The sequence below is a fragment of the Porphyrobacter sp. SLTP genome (assembly GCF_009905735.1).
Classification (GTDB): domain Bacteria; phylum Pseudomonadota; class Alphaproteobacteria; order Sphingomonadales; family Sphingomonadaceae; genus Erythrobacter.
This window is the reverse complement of the sequence record NZ_JAAALE010000002.1, coordinates 113,794-135,141: the sequence shown is the minus strand read 5'-3', so window position 1 is coordinate 135,141 and position 21,348 is coordinate 113,794. Positions and strand designations below refer to the sequence as shown.

Below are 21,348 nucleotides of genomic sequence, written 5' to 3'. Positions count from 1 at the left end.
TCTGCCCCTTACTGCCCGTAGAGGAACATGTTGACCGTCAGCCGCCCCTGCGCCGGATCATCAGACAGGGCCGCGGGATCGGGAATGATGCCCGAATGCAGCTGCCGCCCGCGATACAGCGCCATTCGGTCAGGCCGCGCCTCGACCGCGCCGATCTGCTCGAACGCATCACTGTCCCCCAAGGGGTAGCCTGGCGGCGGCGGACCATATTCGCGTTCGTCCTCAGCCAGCGCCGCGGCATAGGCGGCCTCACGCTCAGGCGTGATGGCTTCAAACCCGGTGCGGCGGTGACGGTAGAACGCGGTGCCGCCGCTCTTCGGCCCGTCGAGATAATGCATGATCGCCACCCGCCCCGCGTCTGAATGATCGTGATGCGGGATGCGCTGGCGGGGTGAGAGTCGCTCCGGCGGCAGGGTCACCAGCGAGAACGCGGCGATTTCGCAACTGATTGTGTGCGTCAGGCCGAACACCCGCCCCATAACCTGCATCATCAACTCGCGCCTGAGACTGAGATAGGACGGATCAGCCAGCGCGCGTCGGCCCGGATAATCGACCCCCGCGGGATGATACTGCGCCGCCATCCCCATTGCGCGCAGCCGCTCGGGCTGGCCGGTAAAGTTGTCGATGATCACAAGCGGCTCGCCCTCACGGCCCAGCCGTTCGACCGTGATGGAGGCATCGGGGAGGATCATGCCCTCTCTCTCTAGCCGCCCGCATGATAGAAATCATAGACCTTGCGCGCCACCGTGGCGCTGACGCCGGGGGCACGCTGAAGGTCTTCCAGTGATGCCGCACGCACCTTCGATGCCGTGCCGAAATGCAGCAGCAGCGCACGCTTCCGCGCCGGGCCGATACCCGCGATCTCGTCCAACGGCGAGGCGGTGATCGCCTTGGAGCGCTTGGCCCGGTGCGCGCCGATGACATAGCGGTGCACTTCGTCGCGCAGGTTCTGCAAGTGGAACAGGAGCGGTGAATTGACCGGCAGCATCTTCTCGCGCCCGTCCGGGAAGTGGAACACCTCCCGCCCATCGCGCCCGTGATGCGGACCCTTGGCGACACCGACGACGGCAATCTCGTCGGCGATGCCGATCTCCGTCAGCACGCGCATGACGCTGGACAGTTGCCCCTTCCCGCCATCGATCAGGATCAGATCGGGGAGCACGGTTTCGTGCCCGCCCGGCTTGGCCTCCGGGTTCTCCTCGCCATCCGCAAAGTTGCGGAACCGCCGCGCCATCACCTCGCGCATCATCGCGAAGTCATCATTGGTCTGCGCCTCGCGGATGTTGAACTTGCGGTATTGGCCCTTCTCGAACCCATCCGGCCCGGCGACCACCATCGCACCAACGGCCTTGGTGCCCTGAATGTGGCTGTTGTCATAGACCTCGATCCGCTGCGGCGCCGCGTCGAGTTCCAGAAACTCGGCCAACTCGCGGTTGAGCTTGGCCTTGGTGCCGGTCTCGGCCAGCCTGCGCTCCAACGCCTCGATCGCATTGCGCTGCGCCTGTGCCATCAGCTTGCGCCGATCACCGCGTTCGGGAACGGAAATGCGCACCTTGCGGCCCGCGACTTCGGACAGCGCCGCTTCCATCAACTCGGTTTCGGGCAGCTCGCGGTCGACGAGGATCGTGGCCGGCGGCGGGACTTCCTCGTAGAATTGCAGCATCACATCGGCGAGCACCTGCGCCTCTTCCACATCATTGGTGTGGCGCGGGAACAGCGCGCGGTGGCCCCAGTTCTGCCCCCCGCGAATAAAGAAGGACTGGACGCTCATCTGCCCGTTCTTGGACGCCAGCGCGAAGATATCCGCATCGCCAAGCCCTTGCGCATTGATCGCCTGCGAACCCTGAATGAAGGTCGCCGCCCGCAGCCGGTCCCGCAGCATCGCCGCGGTCTCGAATTGCAGGTTGTCCGCCGCCTCGGCCATCTGCCGCTCAAGATCGGCCTGCACCGCGCCCGACTTTCCCGAGAGGAAGTCCTTGGCCTGCCTGACGAGCGCGTCATAATCCGCCTCGCTGACCCGCCCGACACAGGGGGCCGAGCAGCGCTTGATCTGATACAGCAGGCAGGGCCGGTCGCGGTTGTTGAAGAAGCTGTCGGTGCAGCTCCGCAGCAGGAACAGTTTTTGCAGCGCGTTCAATGTGGTGTTGACGCTGCCAGCGCTGGCGAAGGGCCCGTAGTAGTTGCCCTTCGCCCGCCGCGCGCCACGGTGCTTCTGAATACGCGGGAAGGCGTGATCGGCGCGCAGCAGGATGAAGGGGAAGCTCTTGTCATCACGCAGCAGCACGTTGAACGGCGGACGGAAGCGCTTGATCAGCTGCGCTTCCAGCAGCAGCGCCTCGGCCTCGGAATTGGTGGTGATGATTTCCATGCTGCGGGTCTGGCTGACCATGCGCTGCAAGCGACCCGATAGCCCCGCGATCTGCGTGTAATTCGCGACCCGCGCTTTCAGGCTCCGCGCCTTGCCGACATAGAGCACCTCGCCGCGCGCATCGAGCATCCGGTAGACGCCCGGCGAAGGCTTCAGCACCTTCACCACCTCACGGATCGCCTGCACCCCGCCTTCCAGATCGGGCTTGGCGCTCGACACGGTGTAGGCGGCGCGCTCCTCATTGAAGCGATCGCCACCGCGCGGATCGTGGGGGGTGCCTGCGGGGGTCTTTGACATCAGGTGCAGATAGGGACTGCGGGGGGCGATTGGCAATTGCCGCAAGCACGCCTATCCGCACCGGGATGGATCAGCATGACGTCATCATTCTCGGCGCGGGCGCGGCCGGGCTGTTTTGCGCAGGTCAGGCGGGGCAACGCGGATTGCGCGTGGCGCTGCTGGAGAAGGCGGAGGCGCCGGGGAAGAAGATCCTGATCTCGGGCGGGGGGCGCTGCAACTTCACCAATCTGGGCGCGGGGCCAGCGAATTACCTCTCGGCCAACCCACATTTCGCGAAGAGCGCTTTGGCGCGCTACACGCCTGCCGATTTCATTGCGTTGGTGGAACGCTACGGGATCGCGTGGCACGAAAAGACGCTGGGGCAATTGTTCTGCGACGGTTCGGCCAAGCAGATCGTGGCGATGCTGCTGGACGAATGCCCGCCTGATAAGGTCACCCTCACCTGCGAGGTCGAGGTGGCGAGCGTTGCGCGCGGTGAGGACGGCGTGTTCAGCGTCACGGCCGGTGATGGCCGCGCGTGGCGCGCGCCCGCGCTGGTGATTGCCACGGGCGGGCCCTCTATCCCCAAGATGGGGGCGAGCGACTTCGCCTACGGTCTGGCACGGCAATTCGGGCTGAAGGTGGTTGAGCCGCGCCCTGCCCTCGTCCCGCTGACGCTGGGGGGCGAGGATGCGCTGTTCCGTGAACTGTCCGGCGTCGCCGCGCCGGTCCGCGCGCGGGCTGGCAGCGGCAAAGGCAAGGCCGAATTCGCCGAGGCCGCGCTGTTCACCCACAAGGGTCTCTCCGGCCCCGCGATCCTGCAAGTCTCAAGCTATTGGCGGCATGGCGAGGAGGTCGGCATCACCTTTCTGCCCGATGCTGCCAGTGACTGGCTGGTCGAGGCCAAGCGCGATCGCCCCCGCACGCACCTGCGCACCCTGCTGCGCGAACGCCTGCCCGCACGGTTGGCGGATGCGCTCGCGGATCGGTTGGCGCTGGAGCGGGAATTGGGGAATCTGTCGGACAAGGACCTGCGCGCCGCGCAGACAAAGCTGGGCGATTGGCGCTTTGCCCCCAACGGCACCGAGGGTCTCGCCAAAGCCGAAGTCACCGCTGGCGGCATCGCCACGGCGGAACTTTCCAGCCGGACGATGGAGGCGAGCAAGGTCCCCGGCCTCTACGCCATTGGCGAAGCCGTGGACGTCACCGGGTGGCTCGGCGGCTATAACTTCCAATGGGCTTGGGCGAGCGGTTATGCCTGCGCCGAAGCGCTCGCCCAAGCGCGATCCTAGAACAACTTTCGCAGATCGATCCCGAGATACAGCCCCAGCGGGTCGATCACGAAGGGCTGGTAGTTGATCGGCGTCTCACCCGCCGAATCGCGCACCTTGCGCTGCGCGTCGAACACGTTGTCGGCGACCAAGCTCACGCGGAAGTCCTTGAGCAGGCCTTCGTTCTTGCCCGTCACTTCTCCGAGATTGGCAAAGATGCGCAGGTTGAAGGTGGCAATGTCGTCGAAAAACAGATCGCTGGTGCCGACGGCCCCGTCGAGGCGGGTTGTCCCGGTGTAGATGCCCGACAGGCGGAAGCCGAGGCCCTTGCCGAACAGGCCCGCTTCGAGGCGGCTCGAATGGCGGGGCTGGCCGAAGGCGCCTGTCGCCTGACCGTCAAGCTGGTCGAGCGGTTGCAGGCCGGGGGCGATCAGGATCTCATTGGCGAGCTCGATCGTGTGGGTCAGGTTGAAGAAGTACCGCCAGCCCTGGAAGTTGCGCCCTCCCAGCGGATTGAAGGCCGGGCCACCCGCAGGCGCACCGCCAGCCGACGCGGGAGCGCCGCCCGGAGTCTGAGCGGGGGGAGCCGCCGCGCAGAAGCGCTGCTGGAACTGCGCCAGCGCCTCAGGCGGGATGGTACCATCGGGGAGGCGCGACCGGTCGAGTGCCATCTTGATGAAGGCGGGATCGACGCCCGGCAGCTCGGCCGAAACATCTTCGCCGCGTTCGATCTTGGCGACCAGTTCGGCAATCGCAGTCGTACCGTCCGGGCCGCAAGCGCGCTCACGGAAAGCGGCGAGCTGCGGCGGGATGGCCGCTGAAACCGTGCCTGCCGGAGCGCCCGGTGCACCGCCGCCCATCATGGCAGGATCGATGCTACAGATCCGCGTGCGGAACTGCGCCAGCCGCGCCGGATCGACTTTACCGTCCGCACCGCGGATGCGCGCCAGCATCGGGGCAAGCCGCGCCGGGTCAATGCCGGGGAACTCCGCCGAGATATCCGCACCGCTATCAATCGCCGCCACGAGCTTTTCGAGGAAGGCCTGACCATCGTCGGCGCACAGGCGCGCACGGAAGGCCATGAACTGCTCACGCTGTTCGGCTGTCGGCGCAGCGAAGCCGCCCGCCGGAGGGCCGCCCGCGCCTGCTTGCGGGGCCGGACCTGTGGTTGGCGCAGCTGGCGCAGCGGCAGGAGGCGCACCGCCGCCACCGCCAAAGCGACCACCGCCGCCACCACCACGACCGCCTGCGCCTTCAGCCGGGGCGCCGATGCTGCCATTTGTCGAGAAGGTGAACTGGATCCGGTCCGCCCGCGTCTCGGCAAAGCTCACCGAGCGACGGTCGACCCGCAGCACGCGGCCGCTCGCATCGCGCGTCACCCGGCCGGGGAAGGCGGCCTCGGTCTCGGCAGTGATCTGCGGGAAGCTGCTCACCACGTCATCCGAGCGGTTCATGATGTAATCGACCGTCAGCCGCGAATTCTCCCAGAACGGCAGTTCCCAATTGGCCGAGAACTTCCAGTCGCGCTGGGTCTCAGGCGGCAGGGTCGGATTGCCCCCGGTCAACACCTCGGCCAACACCGTCTCGCCGCGCACGAAATCGAACACGGGGACGTTGAAATTGGTGACCTGCGGATCGCCCAGCGCCGAGAGCGAGGGCGCAACCTCGCGCAAGATATAGGTCGCCGACAGGTCAAGACCGTCAGTGGGCTTCCATGTGATCCCGGCGTTCCAGTCACCGAGAAGGCCAAAATCGCTGAGGTCCTCGAGCCCGGCCTGAAGGTTCAGGGTGAAGTCGCCCAATCCGTCGAGGAATTCCTCGCGCACACTGGTCAGCGGCACCACCAGATTGGCACCGGTCGACAGGCGGCGGCGGGTCAGCTCGGCGCCCGTCAGCGAGCGCGTGTCGCTGCTTTCGATCCTGCGCCAGTCGAGACCGAGGTCAAAGGTCGCTAGCACCTCGCCCGCAGGCAGCTCGGCGAGCGGGCCCTCGAGCGTCGCCAGGGTCTCCGTGGTAATCGTCCGGCGCAGCGCGACATCGAAGCCGTTGTCGGCGCTGGTCGGCAGCGGACCGGTGATCGCCAGCGTGCCTGCCGCCGCGGCATCGCGGAAGGCCTGGAGCTGCGCGGTCCCCAGCCGCCGGTCGATCTCGGTCTCGGTCTCGCTGAAGGAGCCGTCGAAGGTGGTGGTGAGCCGGAAGGCATTGATCGGCTGGTTGATCGATCCGGCAGCCGAGACCGTGTCGCTCGCGGAGCGCCGGGCGAGCGGAGTGTCCGCGCCGAACGTGCGCAGCGCGCTGGTGCCCGTCGGCGAGGTCAGCGTGACGGTGTTGAGCCCGTCGAGGCTGCGGCTTTCGTTGCGAGCGTAATTGAGGTTGGCGCTGAGCGACGTCCCGCTTTCGACAATCGCCTTGGCCCACGAGACATTGGCGTCGATCCCGAAGGTGTCAGCCAGCAGGCTGCGGAATTCGGCCTGATCGGGATCGCCCGCGACCAGGGACTGCGAGCCATCGGTCTGCTCGATGTTGCGCTCGGCTTCGGTCAGAATCGAAGTGTCCTGAACCTCGATATTGGCGTTGATCCGGCCGCCATTGGCGATCTTGAGGATGCCGAGCTGCTGTTCGTTGCGGGCATAGCCGCCGCGCGACGGCATCTCATATTCCAGATCGACCTGACGGTTGGAATAATTGTCCTTGAGGATGAGATTGATCACCCGGCGATCAGGCGGAAAGCCGAAGCGCTGGGCGACTTCTTCGGGAAAGACCTCAACCCGGGCAAGGGCTTCTGGAGGATAGTTGGCAAATTCACGGAAGCTTCCGATCCGGATGCCGTTGACGAGAATCACCGGCTGCCCGCCGCCGCCACGCCCGCGCGCCGAACCGGTGCGCGCGCTGATCTGGGCGATCAGGTCGGTGATGGAGGTGACGCCCTCAGAAGCAATCGCGGTTTCATCCAGCTCAAGCAGCGGGGCCTGATCGACGAACAGCTGCCCCCGCAGTCGCCCCGAACGCACAACGATCTCGCCACCATCCGTGGTCGTGTCGCTGGCGCTGTCGAGGTCTTCCTGTTCGGGCTGGGCGGCCGGTTCGGGCTGCGGCTGCGCGGTCGCCGTTTCCTTGGCTGCCAGCGGCAGGGTCAAGGCAAGGGCAAGAGCGCAGGTGCCAGCGCGCAGGCCGGCGCGGGAAAGCGGGGAGAGGTTCATGGAGTCCCTTTAATGACAATTCTTGTGACGGGGCGGCTTGTTACCGCTCCCTTGGGGGCAGACTGACTACGCAGTCGATCGGCCCAGGGATGCGCGACACACCCTGAACCGAACCTGCAAATTCCCGAAGTTCGAGGGCCTAACGCACGAGCCTTCCCTTTTGGTTCCCGCATCGCTAAAGCGCAGCCCCACATCGACGGGCGTATTGTGCGCCGCAACGGACAAAAGGAATTACATGGCCAAGGAAGAACTCCTCGAAATGCGCGGGCGCGTGGTTGAGTTGCTGCCCAATGCGATGTTCCGGGTGGAGCTTGAAAACGGCCATGAAGTGCTCGGCCACACCGCAGGCAAGATGCGCAAGAATCGCATCCGCGTGCTGGTGGGTGACGAAGTGCTGTGCGAGCTGACGCCCTACGATCTGACCAAGGCACGCATCACCTATCGCTTCATGCCGGGTCGCGGCGGCCCCGGCCCGCAATAATTGCGGGCGGCCCTGATGGGCACGCTTCACCTCACCCTGGCTTCGGCATCGCCCCGGCGGCGCGAGTTGCTCGGGCGGCTCGGGCTTGCGCCTGACGCTGTCACCCCTGCCGATATCGACGAGACCCCGCTGAAGGGCGAACTCCCCCGCGCCTATGCCTTGCGTATGGGACGGGAGAAAGCGCTGGCGGTGGTTGCACCGGGCCATGTGCTGGCGGGCGATACGGTGGTGGCGGTAGGGCGGCGCATCCTGCCCAAGACCGAATCCGAAGCCGAAGCGCGCGCCTGCCTCGATCTGATGAGCGGGCGGCGGCATCAGGTGCTCACCAGCGTTGTGCTGCGGGCGCCCGATGGCTCGGTGCGGGAGCGATTGTCCGAGACCGTGGTGCATTTCAAACGCCTCTCCGCCGAGGAAACCGCCGCCTACCTCGCCGGAGGTGAATGGCAGGGCAAGGCGGGTGGCTATGCCATCCAGGGCGCGGCTGAGGGCCTGATCGAGTGGATCAGAGGCAGCCATTCCGGTGTCATGGGCCTGCCGCTCCATGAAACGCGCGCGCTGCTGAAAGCCGCCGGGTTTGCCATTGGCTAGGCCAGCATCGCCCGAGTGGCTGATCGAGGATGGCATCGGCGAAACCCGTGCCTTGCTGATCGCAGGCGAGCAGGTGCTGGCAGCGAAAATGATCTGGCCGGGCGAGTTGCGGGCCGGGCAGCCTGCGCGCGGCAAGCTTACCGCCAAACTCAAAGGTTCCCGCCGCGGTGTGGCGCTGCTTGAAAGCGGCGGGGAGGCGCTGGTCGATCATTTGCCGCCAGCCGTCACCGAAGGACAGATGCTCGACCTCGTGATCACTCGCGCGCCCCTCGCCGAACGGGGCCGGTTGAAGCGCGCGCAGGCCCGGGTGGCGGGAGCGCACAACATCGCCTTGCCCTTACCACTCGCAGAAGGCCGCACTGTCCGCCGCTTGCCGACCGGGCTGTGGGAAGAGGTGTGGCAGGCGGCTTCCTCTGCCAGCTTCGACTTTCCGAACGGCGAGGTGCTGGTCAGCGTCACCCCGGCCATGACCGTGATCGACATCGACGGCATCGGCTCGCCGCGCGACGTGGCCCTCGCGGCAGTGCCCGCGATTGCCCGCGCATTGGCGTGGTTTGAGATCGGCGGGAATATCGGGATCGACTTCCCCACGCTCGCCGCCAAGGCCGATCGCCGCGCGGTCGATGAAGCGCTGGAGGCCGCACTGGCAGGCTGGCCGCATGAACGCACCGCGATGAATGGATTCGGCTTCGTGCAACTGGTCGCACGGCTCGAAGGCCCCTCGCTGCTCCACCGCTTTGCCACCGCGCGGCTCGGGGCAGCGGCCCGCATGGCGCTGCGGCGCGCGGAGCTGGCAGCGGATGACGGCACGGGCCGGGTCCTGCAACTGACCGTGCACCCGGCGCTCAAGGCCAAGCTCAAGCCCGAATGGCTCGACGAACTTGCCCGCCGCACCGGGCGGCTGGTGGAGATTGCGGTCGATCCGGCTCTTGCCATCGAGGCCGCCAATGCCCAGCTTATCGTGCGATGACCTTCTCTGCCAGCAAGCCCTGCCCGATCTGCCGCAAGCCGCGGTCGGAGACGTTCCACCCCTTCTGCTCGCAGCGCTGCAAGGACCGCGATCTGGCGCGTTGGTTCTCCGATTCCTACGCCCTGCCCGGTGCGCCAGCCGACCCGGAAACGCTGGCGTCCGAAGACTGGCGCGAGCAGGATTGATGGCGGCGCAATAATCCTGCGCGGCTTTCACAAAACCTACTTGCCAACCCCCGCCGCCTTCGCCATAGGGCCGCTCTCATTTGCTCGCCGGGGCAGCCACATGGCTCGATCCCGTCGCTCGCAGCGAATGCCCGGGTAGCTCAGGGGTAGAGCAGCGGATTGAAAATCCGCGTGTCGGTGGTTCAAATCCGCCCCCGGGCACCATTCGCTAAAGGCCTAAAGGCGAGCTGGGAGTGCCGACCTGATGTCCCGCCGCACCAAGATCTACGAAGGCAAGGCCAAGATCCTCTATGAGGGTCCTGAACCGGGCACGCTTATCCAGTATTTCAAGGATGACGCGACGGCCTTCAATGCCGAGAAGAAGGGCACGATCAACGGCAAGGGCGTGATCAACAATCGCATCAGCGAGCATGTGTTCACCCGCCTCGCCCATATCGGCATCCCGACCCATTTTATCCGCCGCCTCAACATGCGCGAGCAGCTGATCCGGCAGGTCGACATCATTCCGCTCGAAGTGGTGCTGCGCAATGTCGCCGCCGGTTCCATCAGCAAGCGCCTCGGCATCGAGGAAGGCGAGCCGCTGCCGCATACTCTGATCGAATATTACTACAAGGACGATGCCCTGGGCGATCCGCTGGTCGCCGAAGAGCACATCGCCTGCTTCAACTGGGCGTCGAACGAGGAGATGCATGACATTTCCTCGATGGCGATCCGCATCAATGATTTCCTGTGCGGGATGTTCGCCGCGATCGACATCCGTCTGGTGGACTTCAAGCTCGAATTCGGGCGGCTTTACGATGGCGATTACAGCCGCGTGATCCTCGCCGACGAGATCAGCCCCGATGGCTGCCGGTTGTGGGACATGGCGACGGGCGAAAAGCTCGACAAGGACCGCTTCCGCCGCGATCTGGGCGGTGAGGAAGAAGCCTACCGCGAAGTCGCGCGCCGGCTTGGCCTGCTCAATGGTGAGGACAATAGCCCGGGCGAAGTGTTCGACCTGTCCCACGCCCGCTCGCGCCTGCGTGGGCCGCCACCACTCAAGAAGTAAGCCACTCAAGAAATAGGCTGACAGCCCGGATTGACGCGCTAGTCTCTCAGACGTCGCAAATGACCTGAGAGAGACGCCTGATTTCCATGCGGAATTTCCCCCTTGCTGCCAGCCTCTTGCTGGCGCTGTCGCCGCTTGCCTTCACCACCGCGCTCGCCGCGCAGGATGCCCCCGCTGCCGAAGCCACCACTCAAGCGCCCGCGCCTGTCTGGGCCTTCGAGGACAGCGACGTCCCGGTCGACACCGGATACACCTTCGGTCAGCTTCCCAACGGGATGCGCTACATCATCCGCCAGAACGCAACGCCCGCCGGCACCGCGCTGGTGCGGATGCGGATCGATTCCGGCGCGCTGGAGGAGACCGATACCGAGCGCGGGTTGTCCCACTATCTCGAACATATGGCCTTCAATGGGTCGAAGGGCATCCCCGAAGGCGAGATGATCAAGCTGCTCGAACGCGAAGGCCTTGCCTTCGGCGCTGACACCAATGCTTCGACCGGGTTCGACAATATCACCTACATGCTCAATCTGCCGCGCAATGATGAAGCGCTGCTTGGCACGGCCCTGATGCTGATGCGCGAAACGGCAAGCGAGCTGACCATTTCGCAAGACGCGGTGGAGCGCGAACGCGGGGTGATCCTGGCTGAACGGCGTGACCGCGCGGGATTCCAGCAGCGCAATTTCGAGGACAATGTCGCCTTCCTCGCCCCCGAGGCGCGCTATGGCGATCGCATCCCGATCGGCACGCTTGAGGTGCTGGAAGGCGCGACCGCAGACCAGATCCGCGCGCTCTACCAACGCACATACAGGCCATCGAACACCGTATTGGTGTTGGTCGGCGACTTTCCGGTCGAGGTGGTCGAGGCCGCGATCCGCACCCGCTTTTCTGATTGGGCCCCTGCCCCCGCCCCGGCTGAGCCCGAGGCAGGGCCCATCGATGTGACCCGCAAGGGGATCACCGACATCCATCTCGATCCGGCCTTGAGCGAGAGCGTCACCATCAGCCGCCTCGCCCCGTGGCGCGACGAGCCCGACACGATCGCCAATCGCAAGGCAGCGTTCCTGCGCGGCGTCGGCTACGCCATCATCAACCGCCGGCTCGCGCGGCTGACCCGCAGCGCCGACGCGCCATTTCGGGGCGCCAGCTTCGGCTCGGGCGATATCTTCGAAGAGGCGCGGATCACCAGCCTCAGCGTCAGCAGCGTTGATGGCGAGTGGAAGAAGGGCGTGCTTGCCGCCACCCGCGAGGTCAATCAGGCGCTCACCTATGGCTTCACGCAGGCCGAGGTTGACGAACAGCTCGCCAATATCCGCACATCGCTGGAGAATGGGGTCAAGTCCGCTGACACCCGCAGCAATGCCGTCTTCGCTGGCGCGGCGCTGGCGCTGGCCAGCGATGAGCGCGTGCCAACCACGCCCGAATGGCAGCTCGCCGAATTCGAGCGTGTTGCCCCGGAAATGACCCCGCAGGCCCTGTGGCAAGCGGTGACAGCCGATGCTGCACCGCTGGCCGATCCGCTGATCCGCTTCGAGGGCCGCACCGCACCCGAAGGCGGTGAGGCGGCGTTGCGCATGGCCTTTGCAGAAGGGATGGCCCAGCCGATCACCGCACCGGTCGACAAAGGGCCGCTGGCCTTTGGCTACACCGACTTCGGGCCCGCCGGGACTGTGGTGTCCGATACCGTCGAGCCGCGGCTCGGCCTGCGCCAAATCCGTTTCGCCAACGGTGTCAGGCTGACGCTCAAAAAGACCGATGTGCGCAAGGATCGCATCGCCTTTTCCTTCGCGCTCGACGGCGGCAACCTGATGAACACCAAGGAAGCGCCGCTGCGCACCTATCTGGCCGGGTCGCTGGAAGCCGGCGGTTTGGGCAAGCACAGCCGGGACGAGCTCACCACCATGCTTGCCGGTCGCAGCGTTGCGTTCGGATTGGGGCGCGGCATCGATGCCTTCACAGCATCCGCCGTCACCACCCCGCGCGACCTGACGCTTCAGATGCAGGTGATGGCCGCGCTGATCACCGACCCGGGATACCGCCCTGAGGCGGTCGAGCAGTTCCGCAAGGGCATCGAGAATTTCTACAAGACGCTCGATTCCACGCCGGGCCGCGCGCTCGCCGCAGCGCAGGGCGGCATCATTCACGAAAATGACCCGCGCTTCGCCCTCCAGCCCAAGGAGGCGTTCTTCGCGCTCGATTTCCAGCAGTTGCGCGATGTGATCGGAGACCGTCTGGCATCCGGCGCGATCGAGATCGCGCTGGTCGGCGATCTGGACGAGGCGGAAGCGATTGCGGCGGTCGCCTCAACCTTCGGCGCCCTCCCCGCGCGCGAGGCTGAATTCAATCCTCGTGACGAAGCGCGGGTGGTGACATTCACCGCCGAACGCGGTCAGCGGGTGCTGACCCACAAGGGTGAGCCCGATCAGGCATTGCTCCACTGGGTCTGGCCAACAACCGATGACAGTGACCTGGCCGAATCGATGCGACTGAACCTTTTGGCGCGAATCGTGCGGCTCGAACTGACCGACCGTCTGCGCGAAAAGCTTGGTCAGGCCTATTCGCCCTCGGCCGCGTCCGACACCAGCGACGACTATCCCGGGTTCGGGACGTTCACGATCAGCACGTCAGTGGCGGTCGATCAGGTCGAACCCAGCCGCGAAGCGCTGAAACAGCTGGTGGCTGACTTGCGTCAGGCCCCGCTTGATGCCGACATCATCGAGCGCGCCCGCAAGCCGTATTTCGAGGCCTATAATAATTACCTGAAAGACCTGGGAGGCTGGCTGGCCTTGGCAGCAGACGCCCAGAGCGACCCGGCGGAGCTGGATGATTACTTCAACGCGCCGGGGATCATGGGGGCCATCACACCCGAAGACATCCACCAGATGGCCCTGAAATACCTCGTCCCCGAGGGCGCGGTCGAGTTCGTGGTCGTGCCCGAAGCATCAGTGGCCGCGGAATGAAAAAAGGGGCTGACAGGTCATCGCCTGCCAGCCCCTTCATGTTCAGCGAGGTCCCCGCGCGCGGCGGGGACGCGAGGCCTGTCAGTACTTCACGCCGAACATCACGCCGATGATGCGCGGATCGTTGACGAAGGCGGTGTTGTTGTTGAAGTCGACCACGCCAAGGACGTTGTCTTCATCGGTGATGTTGCGCGCGAAGGCGGCGACTTCCCACTGGCCATCGTCACCCGAATAGCCGACCTTGAGACCGCCTTCGATGCGGCTCTTGGCGTTGAATTCGCGGCTTTCGTAAAGCAGGAAGTTGGTATCGCCGAGGAATACCCAGTCAGTGAAGATGAAGAACTCACCCGTATTGCCCACCGGGATGCTGTAGCGGGCGGTGAAATCGCCGCTCCACTCCGGTGCGTTGGGGAAGGGGTTGTTGTTGATCAGCGCGCGGGTGCTGCCGCTGATCACACGAGTGGGATCGGTGACGGTGCACTGCGCACAGATGCCGACGGCAAGGGTCGAATCCTTGATCGCGGTGTTGTTGTAAGCCACGCCGAGGGTCACGAGGAACTGCGGCGACACCTGGAAGGCACCGTCGAATTCAAGGCCCCAGGCCTCGCCCTTGTTGGCGTTGATCAACTGCACAAGGTTGCCCGCACCGCCCACAGCGGTGAACTGAGGGTCTTCAACCGTGTAGTAATAGGCCGCACCGTTGAGGCGCACGGTACGATCCGCCAGTTCGCTCTTGAAGCCGACTTCGTAGGAGGTGATGTTCTCCGACTGCGCGACCGAGGGCGGGTTGAAGAAGGCGACATCGCGGCCCTGAATCGTCGGCCCGCGGAACGAGTTGGCGATCTTGGCATAGACGCTGGCATCTTCGGACACATCGCCGAAGATGCTGATATCCCAATCGAACTGGTCGTCACCCACACTGCGCGGCTGCGGGGCCGCGCCCGAACGGACGAAGAAATCCTTCTGGTCATCGGTGTAGCGCAGGCCGCCGGTGACGCGCAGCTTTTCGGTCAGCTGATAGCCGACCTGCCCGAACAGCGCCCAGGCTTCGTTGGTGTGGTTGACCGTGACCGGCGGCGGGAAGGTGAAGCCGACGGTTGTCACATCGAAATCGCTTTCGAAGTAGAAGCCGCCGACCTGCCAGCTCAGCGGACCTTCGCCGGTCGAGGCGAGGCGGATTTCCTGGGTTGTCTGCTTGAGGTCGATCGAATCCTGCGTGTCCGAGGGGAACGGGATCAGGCCGGGGCCACCCCCGCCCGGCAGAAACACCGCACCGAAGCCGCCATCGACATCGCCCCGGCTTGAGCCTTCGCTGGTCCAGTGGCTGGTGATCGAGGTCAGCGTCGCGCCGTCAAATTCATAGGCCGCAGTCAGCGTGGCACCGAACTGCTGGTAATCCGCCTCGTTGCCGCCGCCTGCATCATAGAACACCGTGTCACGGTCGTAATTGGCGTTCAGCTTGTTGTTGCCCGGGCCAAGAATATTGGCGCGGAAGAAGGTCGAGGAACCCTGAAGGTCGCGGAAATTGACCGCGGCATTGATGCTCGTCCGGTCGTTCGGCGTGAACAGCAACTGGCCGCGCACCGCGAAATCGGCATAGCCGCCCAGCGCGTTGTCCTGATTGGTGAAGCCGTTGCTGATCCAATCGCCCCGCTTCTGCATCTGCGCTGCGACGCGAAACGCCAGCACGTCCTTGACGATCGATCCGCCGACCGCGCCATTGAGCGAGATCGTATCGAGGCTGCCGAACGACAGGCCGGCAACGACGCTGGTGTCGTGGCTCGGCTTGATCGAATCGATCTTGACGATCCCCGCCGGGGTGTTGCGGCCGAACAGCGTGCCCTGCGGCCCGCGCAGGACTTCAACCCGCTCGACATCGAAGATCGGGAAGCTCTTGAGGGTGACGTTTTCCATCACGACATCGTCAAGCAGCACCGACACGGGCTGCGAGGCGGCGAGATCGAAATCGGTGTTGCCAAGGCCGCGGATGTAGAAGCGCGGCGCGACGCGGCCGTTCGAGCTTTCGACGTTGAGGCCCGGCGCGGTGCCGGCCAGCGCGGTGATGTCACCCGCCCCGCTAAAGATCGCACCGATGCGTTCCTGATCCAGAATGTCGGCAGATACGGGCACGTCCTGGAGGTTTTCCTCGCGGCGGTTGGCGGTGACGATGATGGTCGCCAGCTGGCCTTCGGTGGCCTCGGCGGTTTCGCTGTCCTGCGCGGCGGCAGGAGCGGCAATGCTGACAGTAGCGGCGGCAGCGAGCGCGGTCGAACCGGCCCAGACAGCACGAAATGCGGAGTAACGGTGAGACATCAGACGGCCCCCTTTTTGGTGTAATCGGATGGAGAGTGGGTGACTTGCCCGTGACATTTTTGTCCGATTCGCGCGAGGCGAGTGGCCATCAATGTTGCGTCAAAACGACGCTCGCGAGGCGTTCTCTGACGAGATGTTGCACCAAGGTTACAATCCTAGGCTATTGACGACCGGCTTGTGACAGGGATTCGCCCCTGCGCGTAGTGCACAAGCACGATCAGTGCGATTGCGTGTGCGGGCTGGAACGCTATAGCGGCGCCAAGACAGCCCCCCATATTGGAGCATCAGCCATGCAAGTGCGCGTCCTCGTCCGATTGAAGCCCGGCGTGCTCGATCCGCAAGGCCGTGCCGTGCATCACGCACTCGAAGGCCTCGGCTTTGCCGGGGTGGAGGATGTGCGGATCGGCCGGTTGATCGAACTCGATGTGGCCGACGGCACCGATCACGATACGATCAAGGCGATGTGTGAAAAGCTGCTCGCCAACACTGTGATTGAGAGCTTCACGATCGAAACCGCAGGAGCGCAAGGCTGATGGCGTTCCGGGCGGCGGTCATCACCTTCCCCGGCTCCAACTGCGACCGGGACATGGCCAGCGCACTCGAAGCGGTGTCGGGCCAGCCCGCGCTGCGGGTGTGGCATGCCGATGCCGATCTGCCGGACCGGCTCGATCTGATCGCGCTGCCGGGCGGTTTTTCCTATGGCGACTATCTGCGTTCGGGCGCGATGGCGGCAACCAGCCCGATCATGCGGGCGGTCATTACGGCGGCAGAGCGCGGCGTGCCGGTGCTCGGCGTATGCAACGGCTTCCAAGTGTTGACCGAAGCCGGCCTGCTGCCGGGCGCTCTGCTGCGCAATGCCGGCCAGCGGTTCGTCTGCCGCACCGTGGCCTTGACGGTAGAGAACACTGCCTCGCCCTTCACCGCGGGCTTTGCTGCGGGTGAGACGATCCGCGTGCCCGTCGCCCACCATGACGGCAATTACTTCGCCGACGCTGAAACACTCGATCAGTTGGAGAGCGAAGGCCGCGTCGCCTTCCGCTATGCCGAGGCTGTCAACGGATCGGCGCGCGATATTGCCGGGGTGCTTAGCGCCAATGGCCGCGTGCTCGGCATGATGCCCCACCCCGAACGTGCGATCGAACCTGCGGCCGTGGCGGCGCTGGGCGGGGCTGACGGGCGGCGCCTGTTCGAGAACATTCTGGCGAACTTCGCCACCGCGTAACGCCGTGCCTCAGGCGCGGCGCTCGCTGATTTGGCGGAACAGCCCGCGCGCATCGTCTGCGGTCATCGGTCGGCCGAAGTAGAAGCCCTGGATCTTGTCGCAGCCGAGATTGCGGATGAGTTCGGCCTCTTCGACCGTCTCTACGCCCTCTGCGGTCGTGGTCATCTTGAGGCTCTGGGCCATCGCCACCACCGCGTTGATGATCGCGAGGCTTTCCGCACTGCCCTGCGCTGCGCCCTGCACGAAAGTGCGATCAACCTTGATGGTCGAGAAGCGCAGTTTGCGCAGGTAGCCCAGTGAGGAATAGCCGGTCCCGAAATCGTCCAGCGCGACCGAACAGCCCAGCGCCATCACCTGTTCGAGCGCGTTGCGAGCCACGCTGGCATCGCGCAGGAAGATGCTTTCAGTCACTTCGATCTCGAGCCGTTCAGGGCGGAGGCCGGTCACCGCCAGCGCCTGCACCACTTCCTCATGGAAGCCGGGCTCAAGCAGCTGCTCGGGCGAAACGTTGACGTTGACCTTGATGTCCTCGGGCCAGTTGCGCGCTTCGTGGCAGGCCTGTCGCATCACCCACTGCCCGATGGGCACGATCAGGCGGGTGTCCTCGGCGAGCGGAATGAACTTGCCCGGGCTGACAAAGCCATGCTCGGCACTGTTCCAGCGCACCAGAGCCTCGAAGCCGACCACCTTCTCGCTGCGGGCGTCGACCACAGGCTGATAATGCAGGATCATCTCGTCGCGGCCCAGGGCCTTGCGCAGCGACGCTTCGAGCGAGCGGCGTTCCTCAGCCGAGGCGTGGAGCTCCTGCTCGAACCGGCAATGTTCGCCCCCGCCCATGTCCTTCGCGCGGTAGAGCGCAAGGTCGGCGTTGCGCATCATTTCCTCAACGCTGTTGCCATCGCGCGGCCCCTCGGCGGAACCGACGCTGGCGCCGACATAGAGCGTATGGTGGTCGACCTGATAGGGTTCGGACAGGCGATCGATCACCTGCCGGGCAAGATTGCGAATCACGCCCGGTGTGCTCGCATCGCGGATCACGATCGCGAATTCATCCCCGCCCAGTCGCCCGCACATCTGGTTCTCGCCCATCAGGGCTTGCAGGCGGGCCGAGACCTGGCCGAGCAGCTTGTCACCGGTCATGTGGCCGAGCGAATCATTGATCGCCTTGAACCGGTCGAGGTCGACCATCAGCAGCGCGCAGCGGGTGCGCCACTGCACCGAGTAACGCAGCGCCTCGCCCAACGCTTCGGTCAGGTGCAGGCGATTGGGCAGCTGCGTCAGCGTGTCGTAACGCGCCAGATAGGCGATCTTTTCAGAGGACTTGCGCTGTTCGGTCACGTCCGAGCCAACGCCCCGGAAGCCGGTGAAGCGCCCCTGCTCGTCGCGCATCGGCGTGCCGGACAGCTCCCACCAGCGCTCCTCGCCGAGGATCAACACCTGCACCAGCATGTTCGAGAAGTTCTCGCGGTTCTTCAGCCGCTCGGCCAGATCGTGGAGGCTTGCCGGGAATTGCCCGCTTTCCCAGTTGCGGCCCGAGATCATCTCAAGCAGCGGCTTGCCTTCGACATCAGGCTGCGAGCGGCCCAGCGCGAAGGCGAAGCGCGGCGAAACCGAGCGAAGACGGCGCGCTGGATCGACTTCCCACAGCCAGTCGGCCTCGTTCTCTTCGAACTCGCGCAGCAGCAAGGAAACCACGGCTTCTTTCTCGATCACCGCCGCCTCGGCCAGCCGCGCCTTGACGAAGGTCGAACGGATCTGAACCGTCGCCACGAGGTTCGCAATCGTGAACAGGATCGCCGCGCAGACAGCCTGCCACTCACCTTGCAAAGCAAGCGAAACAATCGCTCCGACCCCGAGAATGCCGATGTAGATCAGCACGCTGAGCGGCGAGGTTGAGAAAACGAAGGTCGAAGAGACCATCATCACCATCACGATCAGCAGCATCGCGGTCGCCTGGGCCCCATCGGCCAGCAGCGGAAAGGCGATAAGTGCGGCCACCCAGCAGAAGGCTGAGGCAATGGCGTTGACGTTCTGCGTGCGCGCAATGGCGGCGGGACCGGCGCGGTATGTCGGATCGACCAGCAGCAGATCGGTCTGCCGCGACCGGTAGAGGATGAAGGCGAGCAGCGCCGCCCAAGGTGTGACAATCAGCAAGCCGATCAGCGGCGCGAAGATCGAAGCGACAAACGCCACCACCAGCGCATTGGCGAGCATCCGGTTACGGCTCGCTTTCGCCAGTTCGGCATATTCGTCGCCCCGCAGGCGCGTGGGATCGAACGCCGGATTGCTCGATAATCCGAGAATATCGGACATCGGCAATTCGACCGCTGGAGGCGGCGATAAGGAGGCGGATTGCTTGGCCACTGACAGCAGGCTTAACGGCCAATGGTTAGATTGCGGTAAAGGAGCGCGAGAAGCCGCCGCCTGACAATAGTTAACCCGCCGCTCGCACCTGTGCCCTTGCAGGGGGCTATTCGACCGTCACCGATTTGGCGAGGTTGCGGGGCTGATCGACATCCGTGCCTTTGACCACAGCGACATGGTAGGCCAGCAGCTGCACCGGAACGGCATAGACCATCGGCACAATCAGCGGGTGGACGACAGGCATCTCGATCGTGGCGATACAGCCCTCGCCCGCCTCGGCAATGCCTTTGGCGTCAGAGATCAGCACCACCTGCCCGCCGCGCGCGCGCACCTCTTCCATATTGGAGACGGTCTTTTCGAACAGCGGGCCTGAAGGCGCGATCACCACCACGGGCACCGCATCGTCGATCAGCGCGATCGGCCCGTGCTTCATTTCGCCCGCGGCATAGCCTTCGGCATGGATGTAACTGATTTCCTTGAGCTTCAGCGCGCCTTCCAGCGCCAGCGGATAATCCTGCCCGCGGCCCAGATAGAGCACATCGCGCGCCGGGGCGATCAGGTGCGCCATAGCGGCAATATCATCATCATGATCGAGCGCCGCGTTCAGCGCAGCGGGCGCTTCCAGCAGGTGGCGCACGATCTCGGATTCCTGATCGCGGCTGAGACGGCCCTTCTTCACCGCCATATGCGCCGCCAGCGCGGCCAATACGGCCAGCTGGCAGGTGAAGGCCTTGGTCGAGGCGACACCAATTTCCGGCCCGGCGTGGGTCGGCAGCAGCAAATCAGCCTCGCGCGCCATCGTGCTGGTCGGCACGTTGACGACCACGCCGATGGTCTGCCCGTTGGCCTTGCAGTGACGCAGCGCGGCCAGCGTGTCCGCCGTCTCTCCGCTCTGCGAGATGAACAGCGCCAGCCCGCCGTCTTCCAGCACGGGGTCACGGTAACGGAATTCCGACGCGACATCGATGTCGACCGGGACGCGGGCAAACTGCTCGAACCAGTACTTCGCCACCATCCCGGCATAGTAGGACGTGCCGCAGGCCACGATGGTCAGGCGGCGGATGCTCGACAGATCGAAGTCGATCTGCGGCAGCGCCACCGAATTGTCCGAGCGCCGCAGATAGGAAGCGAGCGTCTGGGCCACCACGGTGGGCTGCTCGAAGATCTCCTTCTGCATGAAGTGGCGGTAATTGCCCTTCTCCACCGCCGCCGCCGAAGCGCCCGAGGGGCGGATCTCGCGGGCGACGGGGGTGTTCTGGACGTCATAGATCTGCGCGCCGTCGCGCCGGAGCACCACCCAGTCACCTTCTTCGAGATAGGTGATACGCTGCGTCAGCGGGGCGAGCGCCAGCGCGTCGGAACCGAGATACATCTCTGCGTCCTCGCCTTCCGGCCCATAGCCCAGCACCAGCGGCGAACCCAATCGCGCGCCGATCAGCAGCTCAGGATGCGCACGGAACGCAATCGCCAGGGCAAAGGCACCGCGCAGGCGCGGCAAGACAGTGCGCACGGCGGCGACCGGGTCGGCCCCGGCTTCGACCTCGGCAGAGATCAGGTGCGCAACCACCTCGCTGTCGGTCTCGCTCTCGAACACGCGGCCCTTGGCGGCGAGTTCGGCGCGCAATTCCTTGAAGTTTTCGATGATGCCGTTGTGAACGATCGCGACTTCGGCGGTCGCGTGCGGGTGGGCATTGGCCGCTGTCGGCGCCCCGTGGGTGGCCCACCGCGTGTGCGCTATGCCGACGTCCCCGGGTGCCGGATCGTTGGCGAGCACTGTCACCAGATTGCCAAGCCGCCCCTCCGCGCGCCTCCGCACAAGGGCGCCGTCATGCAGCGTGCAAATCCCCGAGCTGTCATAGCCCCGGTATTCCATCCGCTTCAGCCCGTCGACCAGCCGGTCAGCGACGCTGGCACTTCCCACGATCCCGATAATGCCGCACATTGCCTGGCTGTTCCCTCGCTGTCGTTTCCGCCGCTCTAGCTGCCCTAAAGTGAACAGCAAGCCCCCCGATTGCGCAGTCCGGGCGAGCTTAGGAAAAAAACAACCTTTCCTGCTTATTCACCATTTTTCGAGACGCAGCCTTCGCTTCCTTCAGGCGAGGTGC

The 21,348-nt window shown here is 65.0% G+C and carries 15 protein-coding genes and 1 tRNA gene; 10 read left to right on the top strand and 6 right to left on the bottom strand.

Features of this window, described 5'->3' with window-relative positions; translation table 11 throughout:
- Positions 1-8: 8 nt before the first annotated feature.
- Positions 9-692: a DUF6445 family protein gene (locus GVM20_RS01950; RefSeq protein ID WP_166545621.1), complete on the bottom strand. Its 684-nt coding sequence runs from the start codon at positions 690-692 to the stop codon at positions 9-11.
- 11 nt (positions 693-703) lie between these two features.
- Positions 704-2,665 (bottom strand): excinuclease ABC subunit UvrC, encoded by a 1,962-nt coding sequence (gene uvrC / locus GVM20_RS01945; protein ID WP_166545620.1) that lies wholly within the window; start codon positions 2,663-2,665, stop codon positions 704-706.
- A gap of 65 nt (positions 2,666-2,730) precedes the next feature.
- Here uvrC and GVM20_RS01940 point away from each other — a divergent pair, with 65 nt between their 5' ends.
- The gene (locus GVM20_RS01940) at positions 2,731-3,936 is read left to right on the top strand and encodes a BaiN/RdsA family NAD(P)/FAD-dependent oxidoreductase (protein WP_166545804.1); all 1,206 of its coding nucleotides are present in this window, start codon (positions 2,731-2,733) and stop codon (positions 3,934-3,936) included.
- On the opposite strand, the gene GVM20_RS01935 is transcribed toward GVM20_RS01940, so the two are convergent.
- Positions 3,933-7,115, bottom strand: coding sequence for a TonB-dependent receptor domain-containing protein (locus tag GVM20_RS01935; protein WP_166545619.1), 3,183 nt, complete (start codon positions 7,113-7,115; stop codon positions 3,933-3,935). The genes GVM20_RS01940 and GVM20_RS01935 overlap by 4 nt on opposite strands.
- A 235-nt stretch (positions 7,116-7,350) precedes the next feature.
- On the opposite strand from GVM20_RS01935, the gene infA reads away from it, so the two are divergent.
- The 7 genes from infA to GVM20_RS01900 all read left to right on the top strand — a co-directional run bounded on the left by infA (position 7,351) and on the right by GVM20_RS01900 (position 13,344).
- Positions 7,351-7,596: a translation initiation factor IF-1 gene (gene infA, locus GVM20_RS01930; RefSeq protein WP_007163491.1), complete on the top strand. Its 246-nt coding sequence runs from the start codon at positions 7,351-7,353 to the stop codon at positions 7,594-7,596.
- 15 nt (positions 7,597-7,611) lie between these two features.
- A complete protein-coding gene (locus GVM20_RS01925) occupies positions 7,612-8,184 on the top strand; it encodes a Maf family protein (protein WP_166545618.1) in 573 nt (190 codons plus the stop codon).
- Entirely contained in the window at positions 8,177-9,154 is a 978-nt protein-coding gene (locus GVM20_RS01920) for an Rne/Rng family ribonuclease (RefSeq protein WP_166545617.1), read from the top strand. The genes GVM20_RS01925 and GVM20_RS01920 overlap by 8 nt, the downstream gene beginning before the upstream one ends.
- Positions 9,151-9,339, top strand: a complete 189-nt coding sequence (locus GVM20_RS01915) for a DNA gyrase inhibitor YacG (protein ID WP_160760524.1) — start codon at positions 9,151-9,153, stop codon at positions 9,337-9,339. Before GVM20_RS01920 ends, GVM20_RS01915 begins: the two co-directional genes overlap by 4 nt.
- Positions 9,340-9,468: 129 nt before the next feature.
- Positions 9,469-9,543: transfer RNA gene (locus tag GVM20_RS01910), tRNA-Phe, on the top strand.
- A gap of 40 nt (positions 9,544-9,583) precedes the next feature.
- Entirely contained in the window at positions 9,584-10,387 is an 804-nt protein-coding gene (purC, locus tag GVM20_RS01905) for a phosphoribosylaminoimidazolesuccinocarboxamide synthase (RefSeq protein ID WP_166545616.1), read from the top strand.
- Positions 10,388-10,473: 86 nt separating this feature from the next.
- Positions 10,474-13,344, top strand: a complete 2,871-nt coding sequence (locus tag GVM20_RS01900) for a M16 family metallopeptidase (RefSeq protein ID WP_166545615.1) — start codon at positions 10,474-10,476, stop codon at positions 13,342-13,344.
- Between the two features lie 81 nt (positions 13,345-13,425).
- On the opposite strand, the gene GVM20_RS01895 is transcribed toward GVM20_RS01900, so the two are convergent.
- Positions 13,426-15,657: a TonB-dependent receptor gene (locus tag GVM20_RS01895; RefSeq protein WP_166545614.1), complete on the bottom strand. Its 2,232-nt coding sequence runs from the start codon at positions 15,655-15,657 to the stop codon at positions 13,426-13,428.
- Between the two features lie 290 nt (positions 15,658-15,947).
- On the opposite strand from GVM20_RS01895, the gene purS reads away from it, so the two are divergent.
- Together purS and purQ are read left to right on the top strand one after the other, a co-directional pair.
- Positions 15,948-16,190, top strand: a complete 243-nt coding sequence (gene purS / locus GVM20_RS01890; protein ID WP_166545613.1) for a phosphoribosylformylglycinamidine synthase subunit PurS — start codon at positions 15,948-15,950, stop codon at positions 16,188-16,190.
- Complete coding sequence (gene purQ / locus GVM20_RS01885) at positions 16,190-16,879, top strand: phosphoribosylformylglycinamidine synthase subunit PurQ (RefSeq protein ID WP_166545612.1); 690 nt, start codon at positions 16,190-16,192, stop codon at positions 16,877-16,879. The genes purS and purQ overlap by 1 nt, the downstream gene beginning before the upstream one ends.
- 9 nt (positions 16,880-16,888) lie before the next feature.
- On the opposite strand, the gene GVM20_RS01880 is transcribed toward purQ, so the two are convergent.
- Both GVM20_RS01880 and glmS read right to left on the bottom strand, forming a co-directional pair.
- On the bottom strand, positions 16,889-19,192 hold the full coding sequence (locus GVM20_RS01880) for a putative bifunctional diguanylate cyclase/phosphodiesterase (protein ID WP_166545611.1): 2,304 nt from the start codon (positions 19,190-19,192) through the stop codon (positions 16,889-16,891).
- Positions 19,193-19,349: 157 nt separating this feature from the next.
- Complete coding sequence (gene glmS, locus GVM20_RS01875; protein WP_166545610.1) at positions 19,350-21,185, bottom strand: glutamine--fructose-6-phosphate transaminase (isomerizing); 1,836 nt, start codon at positions 21,183-21,185, stop codon at positions 19,350-19,352.
- Positions 21,186-21,348: the final 163 nt, after the last annotated feature.